Source organism: Streptomyces sp. NPDC058877 (assembly GCF_042742855.1).
In the GTDB taxonomy this organism is placed as follows: Bacteria; Actinomycetota; Actinomycetes; order Streptomycetales; family Streptomycetaceae; genus Streptomyces.
The window spans coordinates 1-20,945 of record NZ_JBHYMF010000079.1 but is presented as its reverse complement, the minus strand read 5'-3'; the positions used below and the strand labels follow the sequence as shown (position 1 = coordinate 20,945).

The window sequence follows — 20,945 nt, the reverse complement described above, 5'->3', positions numbered from 1 at the left end:
TCTAGCGGACTCCGATGAGGTGGCCGAAGGCGACCACGTTCCCCTGGTAGCCGTTCTTCTTGGAGAAGCCGCCGCCGCAGGTGATCACCCGGATCTCGGCCCGGTCGGCTTCGGCGTACACCTTCTCGTCCGGGAAGTTCTGGTTGTCGTACACCTCGATCGCGTCGACCGTGAACACGGCGGTCCGTCCGTCCTCCCGGTCCACCTCGATCCGGTGCCCCTTCTTGAGGGCGCCGAGCGTGTAGAAGACGGCGGGGCCCTCGGCGTTGTCGACGTGTCCTGCGACGATCGCGGTGCCCTTGGCCCCGGGCGTGGTGCCCTGCTCGTACCAGCCGGCCATGTTCCGGTTTCCGGCCGGCGGTACGTCGAGCGAACCGTCCGCGGCCAGGCCGAGCCCCGTCATCGGGGCGTCCACGTCGGTCTCGGGGATCCGCAGCCGGACCGGAAGCGAGGCCGGCAGTGGATCGGCGGCGGCGTCGGTGTGCACGCTCGGTCCGGCGGCGAAGGCCTGTGCGGCGGACGGCACGGGCGGAGTGACGTCCTCCGAGCCGTTCTGCACGAGCCAGAGTCCGACGCAGGCGGCCAGTGCTACGCCCCAGCCCTTGCTCCTGTTGCTCACCTGGGTTCCCTCGGTCGGTTCACGGGGGTGTGATCCTGCCCCCGCCGGGCCGTGTGCGGGCGCGCAGCGGGGGCAGGACGGGCGGTGTGGTCTCAGTGCCCCTGCGCGCCGCTCGCCCGGCGACGCAGGAGCCAGACACCGCCCACGGCAGCTGCGGCCAGCACCGCCACACCTGCCGTGACCTGGGCGGTGTCGGGGCCGACGCTGCCCCCGACACCGGTTTGGACGTGGCCGCTCGGGCTCCGGTGCTTCACGGTCAGTTCGCCCCGGGCGGTCTTCCCGTTGTCACAGGCCACGCTGATCCAGTACGAACCCGCCTTGGCGTGCTCCGGCACGGTGAACTGGCCGACCACGACCTCCTTGTGCGTGCCCGGGTTCAGCTGGAACTCGCCCGCACCGAGGGAGTTCGCGTCCCCGACGCCGTGGCCGTGCTTGCCGCAGGCGAGGGTGTTCACGGTGACGGTGGTGCCCGGGGACGCGGACGAGGGGTAGATCTCCAAGGGTTCGTGGTTCTGGTTGTTCGCGTGCGCCGCGGGGGCGGCGAACGCCCCGATCGCTGCGACCGCCAGCGCGGTACCGGTGAACAGTCGGGCAGTGGTGCGCATGGGGGTCCTCCGGGGCGCGCGAACGGTCATGCCGGGCGGTTCGCTCCGGGAGGGACGTCCCGGGGCGGACCTTCTAAGACCGAGATAAGGGCCGCGCCGCGCACCTCGCCTGCTGATGGGGCATCAGGATTGCTCCGTCCGATGCGGTGTGTCGCCTGGATTTCCAGTGTTTCTGCAGGTCAGGGCGGTCCATGGAGCGCCGGTTGATGCCTCGTGCCGAACGGGTGAGCGGCAGGGGCGGGCTGCCGGGGGCCCGTGATCCCGGTGCGGGCCCGTACGGCCCCGGCGGGACGGCGTCGCCCCGGTCCGGCGCGGGAGCCGTCGCCCCGGTGCGCCCGGCTCCGGTGCGCCGGGGCGCGCAGCCGGCAGGACCTCCTCCGGCGGCTCCCGGCCCCCCGGCCTTCCGCCCTCCCCGGCCTTCCGCCCCGACGGCCTCCGCCCGGCCGGCCCCGCCTCCCCCGACGGACGGCGCGGTGAGCGGTGGCCACGGCGACTACCGTGAGGACGTGACCACTCCCGCCTTCACCGCCCTGACCGTCCTGACCACCACCGACAGCCGCGAGAAGGCCGAAGCGCTCGCGCGGGGCGCCGTCGAGGCCCGGCTCGCCGCCTGCGGTCAGGTCTCCGGGCCCGTGACCTCCGTCTACCACTGGCAACGGGCCGTCGAGACCGCCGAGGAGTGGCAGGTCCTCCTCAAGACCACGGAGGCCCGCTACCAGGCCCTGGAGGACCACCTCCTCGCCGCGCACGACTACGAGACGCCGGAGGTCATCGCCACCCCCGTCGTCCGCGCCTCCGCCGCCTACCTCGCCTGGCTCGTCGAGGAGACGACCGTCGCGTGACCCTGCCGTTCTTCGTGTACGGGACGCTCCGGCCCGGCGCGTACAACCACGACCGCCTCCTCCTCGGCCGCACCGTCGTCGAGGAGGAGGCCCTGCTGCCGGGCACCCTGCTGCACGACGGCCCCGGCTATCCGTACGCGGTGCCCGGCGACGGCACGGTGACGGGCACCCTGGTGACGCCCGCCCCCGAGGCCCATGCGGAACTCCTGGCCGTGCTCGACCGGATGGAGGGCGGCGCCGGGTACGAGCGGACCGCCCGCGTGGCGCTCCGCGTCCGGGACGGCGCCCCCGCACGCGCATGGGTCTACCTCGCGGCCCCCGGTACCCCGCTCGGCCCGCTCATCGAGACAGGCGACTGGTTCCGGCGGCGTCCGGAACCGGCTCCAGGCGCACCGCGCACACCTTGAACTCGGGCATCCGCGAGACCGGGTCGAGCGCCGGGTTCACCAGGGTGTTCGCCCGTCCCTCCCCGTACCAGTGGAAGGGCATGAAGACCGTGTCCGGCCGGATCGACGGCGTGATCCGGGCCGGAGCGACGGCCCGTCCGCGCCGCGAGACCACCGCGAGCGGCTCGCCCTCGGCCACCCCGATCCGCTCGGCGAGCCGGGGGTGGAGCTCCACGAAGGGGCCCGGCGCCGCCGCGTTCAGTTCGGCGACCCGTCGCGTCTGCGCCCCCGACTGGTACTGGGAGACGACCCGGCCGGTGGTGAGGACGACCGGGTACTCGGCGTCCGTCTCCTCGGCCGCCGCCCGGTGCACCACCGGTACGAACCGGGCCCGTCCGTCGGCCGTCGCGAACCGGTCGAGGAACAGGCGTGGCGTCCCGCCGTGGCCCTCGTCCGGACACGGCCAGAAGACGCCCTGCTCCTCCTCGATCCGGCGGTAGCTGATGCCCGCGTAGTCGGCGGGCCCGCCGGCCGAGGCGCGGCGCAGCTCTTCGAAGACCTCCTCGGGATCGGTGGGGAAGCCCTTCTCCCAGCCCAGCCGACCGGCCAGGGCGTGCAGCACCTCCAGGTCGCCGCGCACGCCCTCCGGCGGGGTGAGGGCGCGCCGCCGCAACAGCACCCTGCCCTCCAGGTTCGTCAGGGTGCCGGTCTCCTCCGCCCACTGGGTCACCGGCAGGACGACGTCGGCGAGCGCGGCGGTCTCGGAGAGCACCACGTCCGCGACGGCGAGGAAGTCGAGCGAGCGCAGCCGTTCCTCGACGTGCGCGGCGCGCGGCGCGGAGACCACCGGGTTGGAGCCCATGAGGAGCAGTGCCCGCACCTCGCCGCCGAGCGCGTCGAGGAGTTCGTACGCGCTCCGCCCGGGGCCCGGCAGCGACTCCGGCGCGACGCCCCACACCCCGGCGACGTGTGCGCGGGCGGCCGGGTCGTCGAGCTTGCGGTAGCCGGGCAGTTGGTCGGCCTTCTGGCCGTGCTCGCGCCCGCCCTGGCCGTTGCCCTGGCCGGTGAGGCAGCCGTAGCCGTTCAGCGGCCGGCCGGCGCGCCCGGTGGCGAGGCACAGGTTGATCCAGGCGCCGACGGTGTCGGTGCCCTTGGACTGCTGCTCGGGGCCCCGGGCGGTCAGCACCATGGAGTTCTCGGCGTCGCAGAACATCGCGACCGCCTCCCGCAGCTGCGGCACCGGCACGCCGGTGATCCGTTCGACCTGTTCGGGCCAGTGCGCCATGGCACCCGCGCGGGCGGCCTCCCAGCCGTCGGTGCGCGCGGCGACGAACTCCTCGTCCACGCGCCCCTCGGCGACGACGAGGTGCAGCAGGCCGAGGGCGAGCGCGAGGTCGGTGCCGGGACGCGGCGCGAGGTGCAGGTCGGCCTGGTCGGCGGTGCGGGTGCGACGGGGGTCGACGACGATCAGCCGGCCGCCGTTCTCCTTCAACTCGGTGAGGTAGCGGAGGGCGGGCGGCATGGTCTCGGCGAGGTTGGAGCCGACGAGGATCACGCAGCCGGTCTTCGGCACGTCCTCCAGCGGGAAGGGGAGGCCCCGGTCGAGGCCGAAGGCCCGCTGGTGCGCGGCGGCCGCCGACGACATGCAGAAGCGGCCGTTGTAGTCGATCTGCGAGGTGGCGAGGACCAGCCGGGCGAACTTGCCCAGCGCGTACGCCTTCTCGTTGGTGAGACCGCCGCCGCCGAAGACCCCCACGGCATCGGGACCGTGGTCGGCGCGGGTCCGGCGCAGCCCGTCGGCGACGGCGGCGAGTGCCTCCTCCCAGGACGCGGGCTCCAGCGCCCCCGTGTCAGGGCTGCGGACCAGGGGCTCGGTGAGCCTGACCCGGGAGGAGAGTACGGAGGGGGCGGTGCGGCCCTTGCCGCACAAGGCGCCCCGGTTGACCGGGAAGCCGGTCCGCTCGACCACCTCGGCGGGCAGCTCCGGATCGCCGGTGGGGCGGAGCGACATCCCGCACTGCAGGGCGCAGTAGGGGCAGTGGGTGGGGACAGCGGCGGCGTCGGACATGCGGTCAGCATGCGTCCGGCGTGTTACGCGGGGCGGCACCTCGTATTACGGGCGCGGTGCCATGCCCTCCGCGGGAGGCGCCGCGCAGGGTGAGGCTTGCCAGGAGCCAGGAGCCAGGAGCCAGGAGCCAGGAGCCAGGAGCCAGGAGCCAGGAGCCGGGAGCCGGGAGCCGGGAGCCGCTCAGTTGCGGGCCGCTGCCAGGGCCTCGGTGACGCCCTTCTCCTTCGGACCCAGGAACTTCGGGTCGGGACGCAGGCCCGCGTCGAGGGCGGCCTTCCCCGCCGCGAAGAGCTCCCGGGTGGTGCCGTAGTACCAGGTGCGGTCGTGGGGTTCGGCCACCCCGACCCCGTACGCGTCGACGCCCGCCCGGCCGCACAGTGCGACGGCCCGCTTGATGTGGAAGTCCTGGGTGACCAGGACGGCCCGGTCGATGCCGAAGACCCGTCGGGCCCGGACGCACGAGTCCCAGGTGTCGAAGCCCGCGTAGTCGCTGACGATCCGCTCGTCCGGCACCCCCCGTGCGGTGAGGTAGGCGCGCATGGCGCTCGGCTCGTCGTACGTGGTCCGACTGTTGTCGCCGGTGACGAGCAGGACCCGGACCTTGCCCGTGCGGTACAGCTCGGCGGCGGTGTCGAGGCGGTGCGCGAGGTACGGGGTGGGGCGTCCGTTCCACAGGCCGGCGCCGAAGACGACGGCGACGTCCCGGGCCGGCACGTCGGCGGTGGTGCGCAGCCGGGGGGCGGCCTTCAGGTGCGTCCAGGTGACCGGGGCGAGTGCGAGGACGGTGCCCAGCATCAGGGCCTGCACGGTGCGGCGGCGGGCCCTGGTGGCGCGGGGGGACAGCCGGGTGAGCCGTGCCGGCATGCGGGAACCTCCGTGGAGCGGTGTCGGTCGGTCACTCCGTCCGACGCGGTTCGGTGGCGTTCGGTTCGCCGGGCGTCCCTCGTGTTCCGTACAACACACCGGCCAGGCCCATGCCGAGCAGCATGCCGAGGAGTTGCGCGGCGGCGAAGGCGGGGACCGATGCGGGGGCTATGCCGGTGAAGGAGTCGGAGAAGGCGCGCCCGAGGGTGGCCGCCGGATTGGCGAAGGACCCGGAAGAGGTGAACCAGATCGCCGCGCCGATGTACCCGGCGACCGCGACGGGGGCGAGGCCGGGACGGCCGATGTGGTGCAGGCCCCGTACGACGAGGACGAGCCCGGCCGTGGCGACGGCCTCCCCGAGGAGCAGGTGGAGCGCGGAGCGCGGCTCGGTGGCCCATGCGCCGGGCGGTCGCCCGAACATGGCTTCGGCCAGCAGGGCACCCGTGACGGCCCCGGCGAGCTGGGCGGCGATGTAGGCGAGGGCCTCGTGCCCGGTGCCCCGGCGACGCCCGTACCACCACTCGGAGAGCGTGACGACGGGGTTGAAGTGGGCGCCGGAGAGCGGGCCGATGAGGGCGATGAGTAGACCGAGGCCGAGGGCGGAGGCGCCGGCGTTGGCGAGCAGTCGTACCCCGGTGTCCTGGCTCAGTGCGTCGGCGCGGATGCCGGAGCCGACGATGACGGCGACGAGGGCGGAGGTGCCGATGAACTCGGCTGCGGCGCGCCGGGGGAGCGCGGGCGGGGACATTCTCATAACGGAAAAGATATTCCGTGATTCGGAATGAAAAAAGAGGGGAGGTGCAGGCGGGCGGCCTCGTACGATCCGGGCGTGAAGATCAACGAACTCGTCCTCCGGCGCGCCGTCGACTCCGATGCCGCTGCCGTGGCCGACGTCTGGCTCCGCTCCCGCGCGGCGGCGCTCCCGGACGTCCGCCGGGCCCACACCGACGAACAGGTCCGGTCCTGGCTCCGGGAGGTGGTCGTTCCCGGCCTGGAGACCTGGGTCGCCACGGTCGACGGCTCGATCGTCGCCATGATGGTGCTGGACGGCGAAGAGCTGGACCAGCTCTACGTCGACCCGCCGTGGCGCGGTCGGGGCATCGGTGACCGCCTCGTCGACCTGGCCAAGCGGCGGCGCACGGCCGGGCTGTCCCTGTGGACGTTCCAGGTCAACGCCCCTGCGCGACGCTTCTACGAACGGCACGGCTTCACCGCCGTCGAGCACACCGACGGCCACCGCAACGAGGAGCGCGAGCCGGACGTCCGATACGTGTGGGGTCCGGGGGAGTGAGGGTCCGCACGGCCCGTCGCAGGGGCTGACGACGCCGTTCGCGCATCCGTGAGGTGACGGAAAACAGTCGTCACCCCCGCGCAACGGTCCGGCAACGTGCCGCGCCCACCATCGGTGCATGACGGAGCCGGACAGCACGTTCGACAGCGCCACCGAGCTGCTCGGAAGGATCACCGAGCAGCTCGGGATCCGACTCGGCCACGTGCATCCGTACGGCCGCCGGCCGCGGAAGCACGACGAGGAGGTAAGCAACCCGATGAACACGACCGCACCCGCACCCGCCCTCGTCGCCGTCGGCCACGGCAGTCGCGACCCCCACGCCCGGGCCACCCTGAGCCGCCTCCTCGACCGGGTCCGCGAGCTCCGCCCCGGGCTCGACGTACGGCTCGCCCACATCGAACTGAACGCGCCGCTCCTCGACGACGCCCTCGCCGAGCTCGCCGCCGAGGGCCGCGAGGCCGTGCTGGTCCCCCTGCTCCTCGCCCCCGGCCACCACGTCGGCCACGACCTGCCGGCCGCCGTCGCCGCCGCACCCGCCCTCCGTGCCCGCGTCGCCGATCCCCTCGGTGCCCACCCCCTCCTCGTTGAGGCCCTCGCCGACCGGCTCGCCGAGGCCGGCTGGACCCCCGCGGACGGGGCCTCCCGCGCCACCGGCGTCGTCCTCGCCTCCGCGGGCTCCCGGGACCCCCGCTCCGGTGCCGAGATCCGTCGCGTCGCCGCCCTCCTCGGCGAACGCCTCGGCGGCGTCCCCGTGGTCCCCGCCTACGCCTCCGCCGCCGCGCCCACCGTCCCCGAAGCCGTCCGTGCGCTCGTCGCCCGGGGCCGCCACCGGGTCGCCGTCGCCTCCTGCTTCACCGCCCCCGGCCTCTTCGCCACCCGTGCCGCCGCCGACGCCCCCTGGCTCGCCGCCGAGCCCCTCGGCGCCCACCCCGCCCTCGCCCGACTGGTGCTCCACCGCTACGACCGGGTCCGCACCGTCCCTCCCGTGCGGGAACTCGCCACCATCTGATCCCTTCTGTCGGTCCGTCCGGTTACCTTCGAGGCATGGAAGGCATCGAGGACACCAAGGGCACCGCGCACATCTCAGGCATCGCAGACACCCCCGGATACGACTCCGCCGCGACCGAGCGCTGGGCCGCCGAGCCCGACAAACGGCCGGGGCGCACCGCCTTCCAACGGGACCGCGCCCGCGTGCTGCACTCCGCCGCGCTCCGCAGGCTCGCCGGCAAGACGCAGGTCGTCACGCCCGGCACCAGGAGCCGCGCCTGGGACGCCAGCCCCCGGACCCGGCTCACCCATTCCCTGGAGTGCGCCCAGGTGGGCCGCGAGCTGGGCGCCGCCCTCGGCTGTGATCCCGACCTCGTGGAGGCGGCCTGCCTCTCCCACGACATGGGCCACCCGCCCTTCGGGCACAACGGCGAACAGGCGCTCAACGACGTCGCCAAGGACTGCGGGGGCTTCGAGGGGAACGCCCAGTCACTCCGCCTCCTCACCCGCATCGAACCCAAGCGCTTCGTCAAGAACGAGGACGGGGAGCTCGTCAGCGTCGGCCTCAACCTCACCCGGGCCGCCCTCGACGCCGCCACCAAGTACCCGTGGGCGCGCGGCGGCCACCCCGAGGACCCCGGCTCGCCCAAGTTCGGCGTGTACGAGGACGACCTGCCCGTCTTCCACTGGATCCGGCAGGGGGCACCCGCCCACCGCAAGTGCTTCGAGGCCCAGGTCATGGACTGGTCCGACGACGTGGCGTACTCGGTGCACGACTTCGAGGACGGGCTGCACGCCGGTCACATCTCCCCCGCCCTGCTGCTCGCCGAGCCCGAGCGCGCCGACATCTGGACCGTCGCCATCGGCCGCTACGTACCGGAGGACACCGATCCGCAGGAACTCGCCGACGCCCTCGACCGGCTGATGGGCGAGGAATGGTGGCCGCACGAGTACGACGGTTCCGCGGTCGCCCAGGCCCGCCTCAAGGACGCCACCAGCCAGCTCATCGGGCGCTTCTGCCTGGCTGCCGAGGGGGCCACCCGACAGGCCTGGGGGCCCCGCCCGGGCCGCTCCGGGGCGGGGGCGGGCACCGGACGCCTGACCCGCTACGCCGCCGAACTCGTGGTCCCGCGCGAGACGCGGAACGAGTGCGCCGTCCTCAAGGCCGTCGCCGACCGCTACGTGATGCAGCGCGCCGAGCAGGAAGCCCTCCGCGCCGACCAGCGCGTCGTCGTGGCCGAACTCGCCGAGGCCCTCGTCGCCCGCGCCCCCGACGGCCTGGAACCGCAGTTCCGGGACGCCTTCCACGCGGCCCGCGACGACCGCGCCCGCAAGCGCGTCATCGTCGACCAGATCGCCAACCTCACCGACGCCTCCGCCCGCGCGCTCCACGCCCGTCTCCGCGCCCCCCGCTAGCCCGTCGCCGCCCTCTTCCGTCGTCCCCGCCCGTACGGGACCCTCGCAGGCACGGCCCGGACGGGTACCGCGGGACGAACGCCCGGGGGCGTAGGTTGGAACCGGTCGCAACGAGGAGGAAACGACATGGTCGACGCAGATCAGACCTTCGTCATCGTCGGCGGGGGTCTGGCAGGGGCCAAAGCGGCGGAGACCCTGCGCGCCGAGGGGTTCAACGGCCGGGTGATCCTCATCGGCGACGAACGCGACCACCCGTACGAGCGCCCACCCCTCTCCAAGGGCTACCTCACCGGGGCCAAACAGCGCGACGACGTCTTCGTCCACGAGGCCGCCTGGTACGCGGCGAACGACATCGAGCTCCACCGCGGCCAGTCCGTCACCGCCGTCGACCGCGAGGCCCGCACCGTCCGCCTCGACGACGGCACCGTCATCCGCTACGACAAGCTGCTCCTCGCCACCGGCGCCGAGCCGCGCCGCCTCGACGTTCCCGGCACCGAGCTCGCCGGCGTCCACCACCTGCGCCGGCTCGCCCACGCAGACCGGCTCCGGCAGGTCCTCGCCGGCCTCGGCCGGGACAACGGCCACCTGGTGATCGCCGGCGGCGGCTGGATCGGGCTGGAGGTCGCCGCCGCCGCCCGCGGCTACGGCGCCGAGGTCACCGTCGTCGAGGCCGACCCCACCCCGCTGTACCGGGTCCTCGGCCCGGAACTCGGCCAGCTCTTCGCCGACCTGCACGCCGACCACGGCGTCCGCTTCCACTTCGGCGCCCGCCTCACCGAGATCGTCGGCCAGGACGGCATGGTCCTCGCCGTCCGCACCGACGACGGCGAGGAGCACCCGGCGCACGCGGTCCTCGCCGCGATCGGCGCCGCCCCCCGCACCGCCCTCGCCGAGAACTCGGGCCTCGCCCTCGTCGACCGGGCCGACGGCGGCGGCATCGCGGTGGACGAGTCGCTGCGCACCTCCGACCCCGACGTCTTCGCCGCCGGCGACGTCGCGGCCTTCCACCACCCGCTGCTGCGCACCCGGCTCCGCGTCGAGCACTGGGCCAACGCCCTCAACGGCGGCCCGGCCGCCGCCCGTGCCATGCTCGGGCAGCGCGTCTCCTACGACCGCGTGCCCTACTTCTTCACCGACCAGTACGACCTCGGCATGGAGTACTCGGGCTGGGCCCCGCCCGGCTCGTACGACCAGGTCGTGGTCCGCGGCGACACCGGCAAGCGCGAGTTCATCGCCTTCTGGCTCAAGGAGGGGAGGGTCCTCGCCGGCATGAACGTGAACGTGTGGGACGTCACAGATCCGATCCAAGCCCTCATCCGGGCCCGCACGCCCGTGGATCCGGAGGCCCTCGCCGACCCCTCCGTCCCCCTGGAGACGCTGATCTGACCGTGCTCCGACCCCGTAGGATTCATGCGTGGCAGGCAGGATCAACGATGACGACGTGAAGGCGGTACGGGACGCGGTCCCGATCGACGCCGTCGTGTCCGAGTACCTCCAGCTCCGCAGCGCGGGCGGCGGAAACCTCAAGGGGCTCTGCCCCTTCCACGACGAGAAGTCGCCCTCCTTCCAGGTCAGCCCGAGCAAGGGACTCTTCCACTGCTTCGGCTGCCAGGAGGGCGGCGACACCATCGCCTTCGTGATGAAGATCGACCACCTCTCCTTCTCCGAGACGGTCGAGCGCCTCGCCGCCAAGGCGGGCATCACCCTGCGGTACGAGGAGGGCGGCTACAACCCCGGCCACCAGCGCGGAGAACGCATCCGCCTGATCGAGGCCCACAAGATCGCCGCCCAGTACTACGCCGAGCAACTCGGTTCCGCCGAGGCCGAGATCGGCCGGAAGTTCCTCGCCGAGCGCGGCTTCGACCAGGCCGCCGCCGAACACTTCGGCGTCGGCTACTCCCCGGCCGGCTGGGACCACCTCACCCGCTTCCTGCGCGGCAAGGGGTTCTCCGACAAGGAGCTGATCCTCTCCGGCCTCTCCCAGGACGGCAGGCGCGGCCCCATCGACCGCTTCCGGGGCCGCCTCATGTGGCCGATCAAGGACGTCGGCGGCGAGATCGTCGGCTTCGGCGCCCGCAAGCTCCGCGAGGACGACAACGGCCCCAAGTACCTCAACACGCCGGAGACGCCGATCTACAAGAAGTCCCAGGTGCTCTACGGCATCGACCTGGCCAAGAAGGACATCGCCAAGGTCAGCCGGGCCGTGGTCGTCGAGGGCTACACCGACGTCATGGCCTGCCACCTGGCCGGCGTCACCACGGCCATCGCCACCTGCGGCACCGCTTTCGGCGGTGATCACATCAAGATCCTCCGCCGCCTCCTCATGGACAACGGCTCGGCCCGCGTCATCTTCACCTTCGACGGTGACGCCGCCGGCCAGAAGGCCGCACTGCGCGCCTTCGAGGACGATCAGAAGTTCGCCGCCGAAACGTACATCGCCATCGCACCCGACAGCATGGACCCCTGTGAGCTCCGGCTCGCCAAGGGCGACGAGGCCGTCGCCGAGCTCGTCCGACCCCGCACCCCGCTCTTCGAGTTCGCCCTCCGGCAGATCGTGCGGCGGTACGACCTGGAGACCCCGGCGGGGCGCGCCGCCGCCCTCGACGAAGCCGCCCCGATCGTCGCGAAGATCAAGAACATCGCCTCCCAGCACGAGGTCGCCGTCCAGCTCGCGGGCATGCTCGGCATCCTCGACACCCAGTTCGTCGTCCGCCGCGTCGCCCAGATCGCCCGCTGGCAGCGACAGGGCGGCAACCGGGGCCCCGAGCGGCAGCAGCCCCCGCGCACCTACGACGCCCCGACCCCGCCCGCCACGCCCTCCGGCCCCGCGCTCAACCTGCGCAGCCCCGCCCACCGCACCGAGCGGGAACTCCTCAAGCTGGCCCTCCAACGACCCGAGTTGGTCTCCCCGGCCTTCGACGCCTACGGGGTCGACGAGTTCACCGCCCCGCCCTACGCGGCCGTCCGCCAGTGCGTCCAGGACGCCGGTGGTGCCACCGGTGCGCCCTCCGACTACCTCGACGCCGTTCGCGAGGCGGCCCCCAACGACTCGGTCCGCGCCCTGGTCACCGAACTCGCCGTCGAGACGATCTTCGCCAAGGCCGTCGACGAGGCGTACGCCGGCGACCAGCTCGTCACCGTCCGTCTCCGTGCCGTCGACCGCCGCATCCGCGACGTGCAGGGCACCCTGGCCCGACTCGGCGCGAACGGCGACCCCGAGCGGCTCGCCGCCGTGCAGAACGAGCTCTGGGTCCTCACCCAGTACGGGCAGACCCTCCGGAACAACGGCGCCGCCGCACTTTGACGTTCGGTGACCCGACGGTCCCAAAAAGTCACCGCACGCCCCTCGTGGCAGCGATGTGTCGTACCCCACACTGGATGACGGTGCCGTCCCCCCCTTCCTGGAGGTCGCCCCGCCGTGCAGACCGAGACCCGGACCCACCAGCAGGAACCGTCACCCCGCGAACCGGACGCCGAACCGGACGCCGAACCCGAGGTCCCGGCCCAGCGGCGTCGCCCCGAGCCCGGGGGCAACGGGCCCTCCTCCGACCTCTTCCGCCAGTACCTGCGCGAGATCGGTCGCATCCCGCTGCTCAGCGCGGAGGAAGAGGTCGAACTCGCCCGCAGGATCGAGGCGGGCCTCTTCGCCGAGGAGAAGCTCGCCAACACGCCCGACCTGGAAACGCAGTTGGCGATCGACCTGGACCGGCTCGTGGTCCTCGGCCGGATCGCCAAGCGCAAGCTCATCGAGGCCAACCTCCGCCTTGTCGTCTCCGTCGCCAAGCGTTACGTGGGCCGCGGCCTCACCATGCTCGACCTCGTCCAGGAGGGAAACCTCGGCCTCATCAGAGCCGTCGAGAAGTTCGACTACGCCCGCGGCTACAAGTTCTCCACGTACGCCACCTGGTGGATCCGCCAGGCCATGTCCCGCGCCCTCGCCGACCAGGCCCGGACCATCCGGGTCCCCGTCCACGTCGTCGAACTCATCAACCGGGTCATCCGGGTCCAGCGCCGCATGCTGCAGGAACGCGGCTACGAACCCACCGCGGAAGAGGTCGCCGCCCAGCTCGACCTGGCTCCCGAGCGGGTCGGCGAGGTCCTCCGGCTCGCCCAGGAACCGGTTTCCCTGCACGCCCCGGTCGGCGAGGAGGAGGACGTCGCCCTCGGTGACCTCATCGAGGACGGCGACGCCGCCTCGCCCGTCGAATCCGCCGCCTTCCTGCTGCTCCGCCGCCACCTGGAGGACGTCCTCTCCACGCTCGGCGAACGCGAACGGAAGGTCGTCCAACTCCGCTACGGCCTCGACGACGGCAAGCCCCGCACCCTGGAGGAGATCGGGCGCATCTTCGGCGTCACGCGCGAACGCATCCGCCAGATCGAGTCCAAGACCCTCAACAGGCTGCGGGACCACGCCTACGCCGATCAGCTGCGGGGCTACTTGGACTAGATTCCCTCCGACGGGCCGCTCCTCGGCCCGAGAGGACCGGTCCCCGTGGACGGGGCGGACGGGGTGGGTGAAGGACGATGGACTGGCTGCCGTACGACGCGGACGCCCTCCGCGAAGCGGGCGCGGACGACGGAGTGGTGGAGGCGCTGAGCCGGCGGGGGCTGCCGACCGACTGCTGCCGGATGTTCGTGAGGGACCCTGCCCGCGAACTGTCGGTCCGGGTCCTCGCGGAGGGCCGGGCCGTGTTCCTCGGCGCGTTCGAGGACGGCGTCGACGCCTACTGGCTGCTGCTCGACGGCGGCGGGGTCCGGATGGTCCGCGGCCGTACCGGCGACGCCGTGCAGGAGCGCGGGGCCGTCAATTCCTCGATCGAAGGCCTGCAGGGCGTCCTGCGGGTCTGGGAGGACTTCGTCCGTTCGGGCAGGAGCGATGACTCCGACGGCTACGAGGACTTCGTCGACGAGGTGGTCGAGCGGGCGCGGGAGAGCGATCCGGAGGCCTTCGCGGACGAGGAGTCCTGGTGGTCACGCGTCTTCGAGGAGGTCGAACTCGGAGTCCTCGTCCCCGAGGAGCCGTAGACGGAGCGGAGCGGCCACGGGCGGGTCCACGGCGCCGGTGCCGCCGCCGTGCGGGCCCCGCGGGAGCCGCCCGGAGCGGGGGAGGGCGTCACCCCCCGCGTACCGAACGGCCCTCGTCCCTCCGGAGGGTGCGGACCGGAGGCCGCGCCGCCACCGGTCAGTCGACCTCGGCGACCGCCTGGGCGAACTGCGCCGCGTACAGGCGGGCGTACGCTCCGCCGGCCGACAACAGCTCCTCGTGGGTGCCCTGTTCGACGATCGAGCCGCTCTCCATCACCAGGATCACGTCCGCGTCCCGGATCGTGGAGAGCCGGTGCGCGATCACGAACGAGGTCCGACCGTGCGCGAGTCGGGCCATCGCCTTCTGGATGAGCACCTCGGTGCGGGTGTCGACCGAGCTGGTCGCCTCGTCCAGGACGAGGATCACCGGATCGGACAGGAACGCCCGGGCGATGGTGATCAGCTGCTTCTCGCCCGCGCTGACCCCCGCCCCGTCGTCCTCGATCACCGTGTCGTACCCCTCGGGCAGGGTCCGGACGAACCGGTCGGCGTGCGCGGCGCGCGCCGCCTCCTCGACCTCGGCCCGGGTCACCGGCCCCGTCGCGCCGTACGCGATGTTGTCCGCGATGGTCCCCCCGAAGAGCCAGGTGTCCTGGAGGACCATGCCGATCCCCTTGCGCAGCTCCGCCCGGGGCATCTTCGCGATGTCCACCCCGTCCAGGGTGATCCGACCGCCCGTCACCTCGTAGAACCGCATCAGCAGGTTCACCAGGGTCGTCTTGCCGGCACCGGTCGGACCGACGATCGCGACCGTCTGGCCCGGCTCCACCGACAGCGAGAGACCGTCGATGAGCGGCTTGTCCTCCTCGTAGCGGAAGGAGACGTCCTCCAGCGCGACCTTGCCCTTCAGGTCCACCGCCGTTCCCCAGCCCCCGTCCGGGGCCGCCGCCGTCCTGCTCGTCGGCGCGTCCGGCTCCTGCTCCTCCGCATCGAGCAGTTCGAAGATCCGCTCGGCCGAGGCGACGCCCGACTGCACCAGGTTCGCCATCGACGCGACCTGCGTGAGCGGCATCGAGAACTGGCGCGAGTACTGGATGAAGGCCTGCACGTCACCGATGGAGAGGGTGCCGCTCGCCACCCGCAGACCGCCGACCACGGCCACCAGGACGTAGTTGATGTTCGAGAGGAAGAACATCACCGGCTGCATCACGCCGCTGTTGAACTGGGCCTTGAAGCCGGCCTCGTACAGGGCCTCGTTCTGCTCGCGGAAGTCCTTCGCGGACTCCTCCTGCCGACCGAAGACCTTCACCAGGGCGTGCCCGGTGTACATCTCCTCCACATGGGCGTTGAGCGCACCGGTCGACTTCCACTGCTGCACGAAGTGCGGCTGCGAGCGCTTGCCGATCCTCGTCGCGACGAACACCGAGAGCGGCACCGTCACCAGCGCCACCAGCGCCAACAGCGGCGAGATCCAGAACATCATGCCGAGCACGCCGACGATCGTGAGCAGCGAGTTGATCAGCTGCCCCATCGACTGCTGGAGGGTCTGCGAGATGTTGTCGATGTCGTTGGTCGCCCGGGACAGCACCTCGCCGCGCTTCGCCCGGTCGAAGTACGACAGCGGGAGCCGCGCCAGCTTCGTCTGGACCTCCTCCCGCATCCGGTAGACGGTCCGGTTGATCACCTTGATCGACATGCGGGTGGAGACCAGCATCAACAGGCCCGCCGCCACGTAGATCGCGAGGACCCACAGCAGGACCGCACCGACCGCGCCGAAGTCGATCCCCTCGCCGGGGGTGAAGTCGACCCCGGACAGCATGTCGGCCATGCCGTCCTGTCCGCCGTCGCGGAGCCCCTGCAGGGTCTCCGCCTTCGTGGTGCCCGCCTCCGCCTGCCGTCCGACCACGCCCGCGAAGATCAGGTCCGTGGCCTTGCCGAGGATCTTCGGCCCGACCACCGAGGCCGCCACCGAGAGCACGCCGGCGATCAGCATCACCCAGAGCGCCTTGCGCTCGGGCGCCAGCTGCTTCAGCAGCCGCTTGCCCGAACCCTTGAAGTCCATCGACCGCTGGTCGGGGCCGCCACCGGCCATCATGCGTCCGCCAGGACCGGCCATTACGCCGCCTCCGCCTCGGTCAGCTGGGAGAGCACGATCTCCCGGTACGTCTCGTTGTCCGCCATCAACTCGTGGTGCCGTCCGGTGCCGACGACCCGGCCCTCGTCGAGGACCACGATCCGGTCGGCGTCCCGGATGGTGGCGACGCGCTGCGCGACGATCACCACGGTCGAGTCCGACGTCTCCCGGGTCAGCGCGGCCCGGAGCAGGGCGTCCGTCTCGTAGTCGAGCGCGGAGAAGGAGTCGTCGAAGAGGTAGATCTCGGGCTTCTGCACGAGCGTCCGCGCGATGGCGAGCCGCTGCCGCTGCCCGCCGGACACGTTGGTGCCGCCCTGTGCGATCGGCGCGTGCAGACCGTTCTCCAGCTTCCGCACGAAGTCGGCCGCCTGGGCGACCTCCAGGGCGTGCCAGAGTTCCTCGTCGGTGGCGTCGGGCTTCCCGTACCGCAGGTTCGTCGCCACCGTCCCCGAGAACAGGTACGGCTTCTGCGGGACGAGCCCCACGGTCCTCGCCATCAGCGACGGTTCCAGCTTCCGCACGTCGACGCCGTCGACGAGTACCTCGCCGCCGGTGGCGTCGAAGAGGCGGGGCACGAGTCCGAGCAGCGTCGACTTGCCACTGCCCGTCGACCCGATGATCGCGGTGGTCTCGCCGGGGCGGGCGACCAGCGCCACGTCCTTGAGGACCGATTCCTCCGCGCCCGGATACCGGAAGTCGGCGTTCCGGACTTCCAGGTGTCCGCGCCGTTCGAGCGCGGTCACCGGATCGGTCGGGGGCACGACGCTCGTCTCCGTCCCGAGCACCTCCTCGATGCGCTCCGCACAGACCTCGGCACGCGGCACCATCATGAACATGAAGGTGGCCATCATCACGGCCATCACGATCTGCATCAGATAGGCGAGGAAGGCGGTCAGCGCGCCGATCTCCATCCCGCCGCTGTCGATGCGCTGCGCGCCGAACCAGACCACCGCCACGCTGGAGACGTTCACGACGGTCATCACCGTCGGGAACATCAGCGCCATCAACCGGCCCGTCGCCATCGACACGTCGGTCAGTTCGCCGTTGGCCCCGCGGAAGCGCTTTTCCTCGTACCCGTCCTTCACGAAGGCGCGGATGACCCGGTTGCCGGTGATCTGCTCGCGCAGCACCCGGTTCACCGTGTCGAGCCGCTCCTGCATCGTGCGGAAGAGCGGACGCATCTTCCGCACGATCAGCGAGACGGCGACGCCGAGCACCGGCACCACCGCGAGCAGCACGCCCGACAGGGGGACGTCCTGGCCGAGCGCCATCACGATGCCGCCGACGCACATGATGGGCGCCGAGACCATCAGGGTGAACGCCATCAGGACCAGCATCTGGACCTGCTGGACGTCGTTGGTCGTGCGGGTGATCAACGAGGGCGCGCCGAACTGGCCCAGCTCACGGGCCGAGAACGACTGCACCCGGTCGAAGACCGCGCCCCGCACGTCCCGGCCGAGCGCCGAGGCGGTCCGCGCACCGTGGTACACCGCTCCGATGTTGCAGGCGACCTGCACGACGGAGACGCCGACCATCAGGGCGCCGAAGCGCAGGATGTAGCCGGAATCCCCGCGGACGACGCCGTTGTCGATGATGTCGGCGTTCAGGGTCGGAAGGTAGAGGCTCGCGCAGGTCTGCAGGAACTGCAGCAGGACCAACAGCGCGATGGGTTTTCGGTAGGGCCGCAGATGGGTTCGGAGAAGTCTTATGAGCACGGCTCCTACTATCGCCCGCACCCCTGGGGCGTTACGACTCGGTTTCTGCTTCCGGGTCCAGCCCTGGCCAAGACTTTACGAACCGTCGCAGGGCCCGCTACGAGCCGAACGCACCCGGGTGGACCTGCTCCCGCGTCGCCACGTACTGCTGTCGCACCGCCTGCCCGACGGCCAGCTCCTCGCCGGGCTCCAGTACCTGTGCGGCGGCGCCCTGCCAAGCGGGGGGCGCGGACGGCCCGAGCGTTCCCCGGGCGACCCCGAGCGCCCAGGCGGCCTGTCGGGCCGCACCGAGCGCCGCGTAGTCGGCCGGTTGGGGGACGACGACCTGCGCGCCGAAGAGCGCGGGCGCCAGGGCCTGCACCGCCGGCAGGGACGCCGCAGCGCCGAGCAGGAAGACCCGCCGGACCTCGACGCCCCGCCTGCGCAACACGTCCATGGCGTCGGTGAGCGCGCAGAGCATGCCCTCGAACGCCGCCCGCGCCATGTGCTCGGGCTTCATCGACTCGCGCCGCAGTCCGCTGAGCGTGCCCGCGGTGTGCGGGAGGTCGGGGGTCCGCTCGCCCTCCAGATAGGGCAGCAGGACGAGCCCGGAGGCGCCCGGCGTCGACTTCAGCGCCAGCGTCGACAACTCCTCCAGGGACTCCGCACCCAGCATCTCGGCGGTGCCGCGCAGCGTCCGCACCGCGTTCGAGGTGGAGACGACGGGCAGGTGCATGCCGGTGGCGTCGGCGAACGAGGTGATCATGCCGCTGGGGTCGGCGAGGGCCTCGTGGTGCACGGCCATCACGGAACCGGAGGCGCCGAGCGAGACCACCGCGTCGCCGCTGCCGAGGCCCAGGCCGAGCGCGGCGGCCATCGTCTCGCCCGTGCCGGCGGAGACGAGCAGCCCCTCCGGGGTGATCCCGGCGGCCTCGGCGGGGCCGAGCACCTCGGGCAGCACGGCCTGGTGACCGAGGGCCAGTTCGACGAGGTCGGGGCGGTACGAGCCGGTGCGGGCCGACCAGTAGCCGGTGCCGGAGGCGGCGCCGCGGTCGGTGGTGCGGCGGGCGGGGCGGCCGAGGAGCTGCCAGACCAGCCAGTCGTGGGGCTGGAGGACCATCGCGACCCGTCCGGCCTGCTCGGGTTCGGCGCGGGCCAGCCAGCGCAGCTTGGCAACCGGCTGTCCGGCGCCGGGCACGCAGCCGACGGCCTCGGCCCAGGCCTGCCGACCGCCCAGGGACTCGACGAGGTCGGCGGCGGCGACCTGTGCCCGCTTGTCGTTCCGGACCAGCGCGGGCCGCACCAGGCCGCCCTGCGCGTCCAGCGGCACCAGACCGTTCTGCTGTGCCGAGACGCCGATGGCCTCGACGCCTTCCAGGAGCCCGCCGGTGGCGGCCTCCCCGAGGGACAGCAGCCAGCTCTGCGGGTCGACGTCGACGGCCTTCGGCTCGCCGGGATGCGCGGCATAGCCCTGCCGCAGTACGGCACCCGTGTCCGTGTCACAGACGACGATGCGTGTGAACTCAGCAGAGCTGTCCAGTCCGGCGACTATCCCCATGACAGATGATTCTGCCGCACGCGGGGCCCTCAGGTGTTGCTGGTGCCCCACTCTTCGTCGTCGACCTTGCCGTTGCCCCGGCCGCGGAACGCGTGCACCCGATCGGTCACGGAGGACGGCAGTCGGTCGCCCACCGTGTCGCCCACGAGGTGCGCCGCCTTGCCCGCGGCCTGGCGCCCGGTCTGGACGGCGGACTCGGTGGCGTTGCGGACGGCGGGGCTCTGCACGAAGTCCTTCGCGGACTTCTTCATCTGCTCGTAGCGCTCGCGTCCGGCCCGCGTACCGACCACGTAACCGAGGGCAAGTCCCACGACGAACGTCAGCTTGTACCGCACGGCGGCGATCCTTCCCTGGAGGCCCTGGGGATACCGATTGGCGGAGCACCCCCCTGCTTGCGCTAATGTATGTCTCGCAGCGAGCGGCCGCCCTTCCGGTTCAGCCGGACTGGGTACGATCGGTGCAACGCAGCAATCCCCTGTAGCTCAATTGGCAGAGCAGCCGGCTGTTAACCGGCAGGTTACTGGTTCGAGTCCAGTCGGGGGAGCGCGATCCCCTGTAGCTCAATTGGCAGAGCATTCGGCTGTTAACCGGAGGGTTGCTGGTTCGAGTCCAGCCGGGGGAGCCAGACGGAAGAGGACCCTTCGGGGTCCTCTTTCGCGTTCGTGGGAACCATCCGGGACCCGGTGGTGTCCTCAAGGACGAGCAGGGTCGATCATCCGAAGCAAGAGATCGTATGAGCGGCTATGCTGCGGCAGACGGCGCGCACACATGTACGCGCCTCACCGTTCGGGGCGGTAGCTCAGCCGGTTAGAGCAGCGGACTCATAATCCGTCGGCCGTGGGTTCGAGTCCCACCCGCCCCACCACTGCATCGTGGAGGCAGGAAGGTTTCGCCTTCCGCTGACCGCATCCACGGTGCACCCGGAACGACCTGCGGCATTGGAACGACACGCCGAGGTCACCCGGATGCTGCACAGTGCGCGTACGGCTGCGGCCCCTGGATCGGATGGATCGGATCCAGGGGCCGCAGCCGTTTTTCGTGTCCGCTTGTGGGTGAATTGCCGGGGCACCGAGAACTCACCGAGAACGCGGTGCCGCGAAAGTGTGAGCGGACGTGTGAGCGGAGGCGTGACCGGCTGCCATCAGGCGGCCGTCTCGACGACCCGGAGGCCGGGCCGGCGGTTGGCACGCGGGACGATGGCGACGGCGGCCTCGGCGGCGGCCCGGGAGAGCGCGGGGACGACGCTCGTGTAGGTGTCGGCGGTCAGAGTGATCGTCGAGTGACCGAGCATCTCCTGGACGACCTTGAGGTCGGTTCCCGCTGTGAGTGCGAGCGTGGCGGCCTCGTGCCGGAGGTCGTGGGTGCGCCGTGAGGCGCAGTGGTTCGAGTGGAGGTGAGAGACCTTCACCGCTGATCCCGTCGCAGCGGGACGGCGGAGCTGAGGGCAGCCTGAGCC

General features: G+C 72.1%; 19 protein-coding genes and 3 tRNA genes. 12 read left to right on the top strand and 10 right to left on the bottom strand.

Features of this window, described 5'->3' with window-relative positions; translation table 11 throughout:
* Position 1: 1 nt before the first annotated feature.
* Both ACFW2Y_RS19560 and ACFW2Y_RS19555 read right to left on the bottom strand, forming a co-directional pair.
* On the bottom strand, positions 2-619 hold the full coding sequence (locus tag ACFW2Y_RS19560; RefSeq protein ID WP_384880518.1) for a class F sortase: 618 nt from the start codon (positions 617-619) through the stop codon (positions 2-4).
* A gap of 92 nt (positions 620-711) precedes the next feature.
* Positions 712-1,224, bottom strand: coding sequence for a hypothetical protein (locus ACFW2Y_RS19555; protein ID WP_384880515.1), 513 nt, complete (start codon positions 1,222-1,224; stop codon positions 712-714).
* Positions 1,225-1,730: 506 nt separating this feature from the next.
* On the opposite strand from ACFW2Y_RS19555, the gene cutA reads away from it, so the two are divergent.
* Both cutA and ACFW2Y_RS19545 read left to right on the top strand, forming a co-directional pair.
* A complete protein-coding gene (cutA, locus tag ACFW2Y_RS19550; protein ID WP_384880512.1) occupies positions 1,731-2,066 on the top strand; it encodes a divalent-cation tolerance protein CutA in 336 nt (111 codons plus the stop codon).
* Positions 2,063-2,473, top strand: coding sequence for a gamma-glutamylcyclotransferase family protein (locus ACFW2Y_RS19545; RefSeq protein WP_384880509.1), 411 nt, complete (start codon positions 2,063-2,065; stop codon positions 2,471-2,473). Before cutA ends, ACFW2Y_RS19545 begins: the two co-directional genes overlap by 4 nt.
* Here ACFW2Y_RS19545 and ACFW2Y_RS19540 read toward each other — a convergent pair.
* The 3 genes from ACFW2Y_RS19540 to ACFW2Y_RS19530 form a co-directional block, all read right to left on the bottom strand.
* The gene (locus ACFW2Y_RS19540; protein ID WP_384880506.1) at positions 2,406-4,520 is read right to left on the bottom strand and encodes a molybdopterin oxidoreductase family protein; all 2,115 of its coding nucleotides are present in this window, start codon (positions 4,518-4,520) and stop codon (positions 2,406-2,408) included. The genes ACFW2Y_RS19545 and ACFW2Y_RS19540 overlap by 68 nt on opposite strands.
* 180 nt (positions 4,521-4,700) lie before the next feature.
* A complete protein-coding gene (locus ACFW2Y_RS19535) occupies positions 4,701-5,384 on the bottom strand; it encodes a vancomycin high temperature exclusion protein (protein ID WP_384880503.1) in 684 nt (227 codons plus the stop codon).
* Between the two features lie 31 nt (positions 5,385-5,415).
* The gene (locus tag ACFW2Y_RS19530) at positions 5,416-6,138 is read right to left on the bottom strand and encodes an aquaporin (RefSeq protein ID WP_384880501.1); all 723 of its coding nucleotides are present in this window, start codon (positions 6,136-6,138) and stop codon (positions 5,416-5,418) included.
* Positions 6,139-6,165: 27 nt separating this feature from the next.
* Between ACFW2Y_RS19530 and ACFW2Y_RS19525 the strand changes: the two genes are divergently transcribed.
* From ACFW2Y_RS19525 to ACFW2Y_RS19495, 7 genes are all read left to right on the top strand, one after another.
* Positions 6,166-6,675 (top strand): GNAT family N-acetyltransferase, encoded by a 510-nt coding sequence (locus ACFW2Y_RS19525; protein WP_384880498.1) that lies wholly within the window; start codon positions 6,166-6,168, stop codon positions 6,673-6,675.
* A gap of 118 nt (positions 6,676-6,793) precedes the next feature.
* Positions 6,794-7,684, top strand: coding sequence for a sirohydrochlorin chelatase (locus tag ACFW2Y_RS19520; RefSeq protein ID WP_384880495.1), 891 nt, complete (start codon positions 6,794-6,796; stop codon positions 7,682-7,684).
* A gap of 35 nt (positions 7,685-7,719) precedes the next feature.
* Positions 7,720-9,078, top strand: a complete 1,359-nt coding sequence (locus ACFW2Y_RS19515) for a deoxyguanosinetriphosphate triphosphohydrolase (RefSeq protein ID WP_384880493.1) — start codon at positions 7,720-7,722, stop codon at positions 9,076-9,078.
* Positions 9,079-9,204: 126 nt separating this feature from the next.
* On the top strand, positions 9,205-10,464 hold the full coding sequence (locus tag ACFW2Y_RS19510) for an NAD(P)/FAD-dependent oxidoreductase (RefSeq protein ID WP_384880490.1): 1,260 nt from the start codon (positions 9,205-9,207) through the stop codon (positions 10,462-10,464).
* A gap of 28 nt (positions 10,465-10,492) precedes the next feature.
* Positions 10,493-12,382 (top strand): DNA primase, encoded by a 1,890-nt coding sequence (gene dnaG, locus ACFW2Y_RS19505; protein WP_384880488.1) that lies wholly within the window; start codon positions 10,493-10,495, stop codon positions 12,380-12,382.
* A 114-nt stretch (positions 12,383-12,496) separates the two neighbouring features.
* Complete coding sequence (locus ACFW2Y_RS19500; RefSeq protein ID WP_384880485.1) at positions 12,497-13,525, top strand: RNA polymerase sigma factor; 1,029 nt, start codon at positions 12,497-12,499, stop codon at positions 13,523-13,525.
* Positions 13,526-13,602: 77 nt separating this feature from the next.
* Complete coding sequence (locus tag ACFW2Y_RS19495) at positions 13,603-14,103, top strand: SUKH-4 family immunity protein (protein WP_384880483.1); 501 nt, start codon at positions 13,603-13,605, stop codon at positions 14,101-14,103.
* A 157-nt stretch (positions 14,104-14,260) separates the two neighbouring features.
* On the opposite strand, the gene ACFW2Y_RS19490 is transcribed toward ACFW2Y_RS19495, so the two are convergent.
* From ACFW2Y_RS19490 to ACFW2Y_RS19475, 4 genes are all read right to left on the bottom strand, one after another.
* Positions 14,261-16,219, bottom strand: coding sequence for an ABC transporter ATP-binding protein (locus ACFW2Y_RS19490; RefSeq protein ID WP_384880480.1), 1,959 nt, complete (start codon positions 16,217-16,219; stop codon positions 14,261-14,263).
* Positions 16,219-17,952 carry an ABC transporter ATP-binding protein gene (locus ACFW2Y_RS19485; protein WP_384880477.1) on the bottom strand — a complete coding sequence of 578 codons (1,734 nt, stop codon included), beginning with the start codon at positions 17,950-17,952 and terminating at the stop codon, positions 16,219-16,221. Before ACFW2Y_RS19485 ends, ACFW2Y_RS19490 begins: the two co-directional genes overlap by 1 nt.
* A gap of 97 nt (positions 17,953-18,049) precedes the next feature.
* Positions 18,050-19,489, bottom strand: coding sequence for an FGGY family carbohydrate kinase (locus ACFW2Y_RS19480; protein ID WP_384880475.1), 1,440 nt, complete (start codon positions 19,487-19,489; stop codon positions 18,050-18,052).
* 29 nt (positions 19,490-19,518) lie between these two features.
* Positions 19,519-19,824: a YtxH domain-containing protein gene (locus ACFW2Y_RS19475; protein ID WP_384880472.1), complete on the bottom strand. Its 306-nt coding sequence runs from the start codon at positions 19,822-19,824 to the stop codon at positions 19,519-19,521.
* A 136-nt stretch (positions 19,825-19,960) separates the two neighbouring features.
* Between ACFW2Y_RS19475 and ACFW2Y_RS19470 the strand changes: the two genes are divergently transcribed.
* The 3 genes from ACFW2Y_RS19470 to ACFW2Y_RS19460 all read left to right on the top strand — a co-directional run bounded on the left by ACFW2Y_RS19470 (position 19,961) and on the right by ACFW2Y_RS19460 (position 20,354).
* Positions 19,961-20,033: transfer RNA gene (locus tag ACFW2Y_RS19470), tRNA-Asn, on the top strand.
* A gap of 5 nt (positions 20,034-20,038) precedes the next feature.
* A tRNA-Asn gene (locus ACFW2Y_RS19465) sits at positions 20,039-20,114 on the top strand.
* A 163-nt stretch (positions 20,115-20,277) separates the two neighbouring features.
* Positions 20,278-20,354 (top strand) — tRNA-Ile (locus ACFW2Y_RS19460).
* Between the two features lie 276 nt (positions 20,355-20,630).
* Here ACFW2Y_RS19460 and ACFW2Y_RS19455 read toward each other — a convergent pair.
* Positions 20,631-20,897, bottom strand: coding sequence for a tyrosine-type recombinase/integrase (locus ACFW2Y_RS19455; protein WP_384880469.1), 267 nt, complete (start codon positions 20,895-20,897; stop codon positions 20,631-20,633).
* Positions 20,898-20,945: the final 48 nt, after the last annotated feature.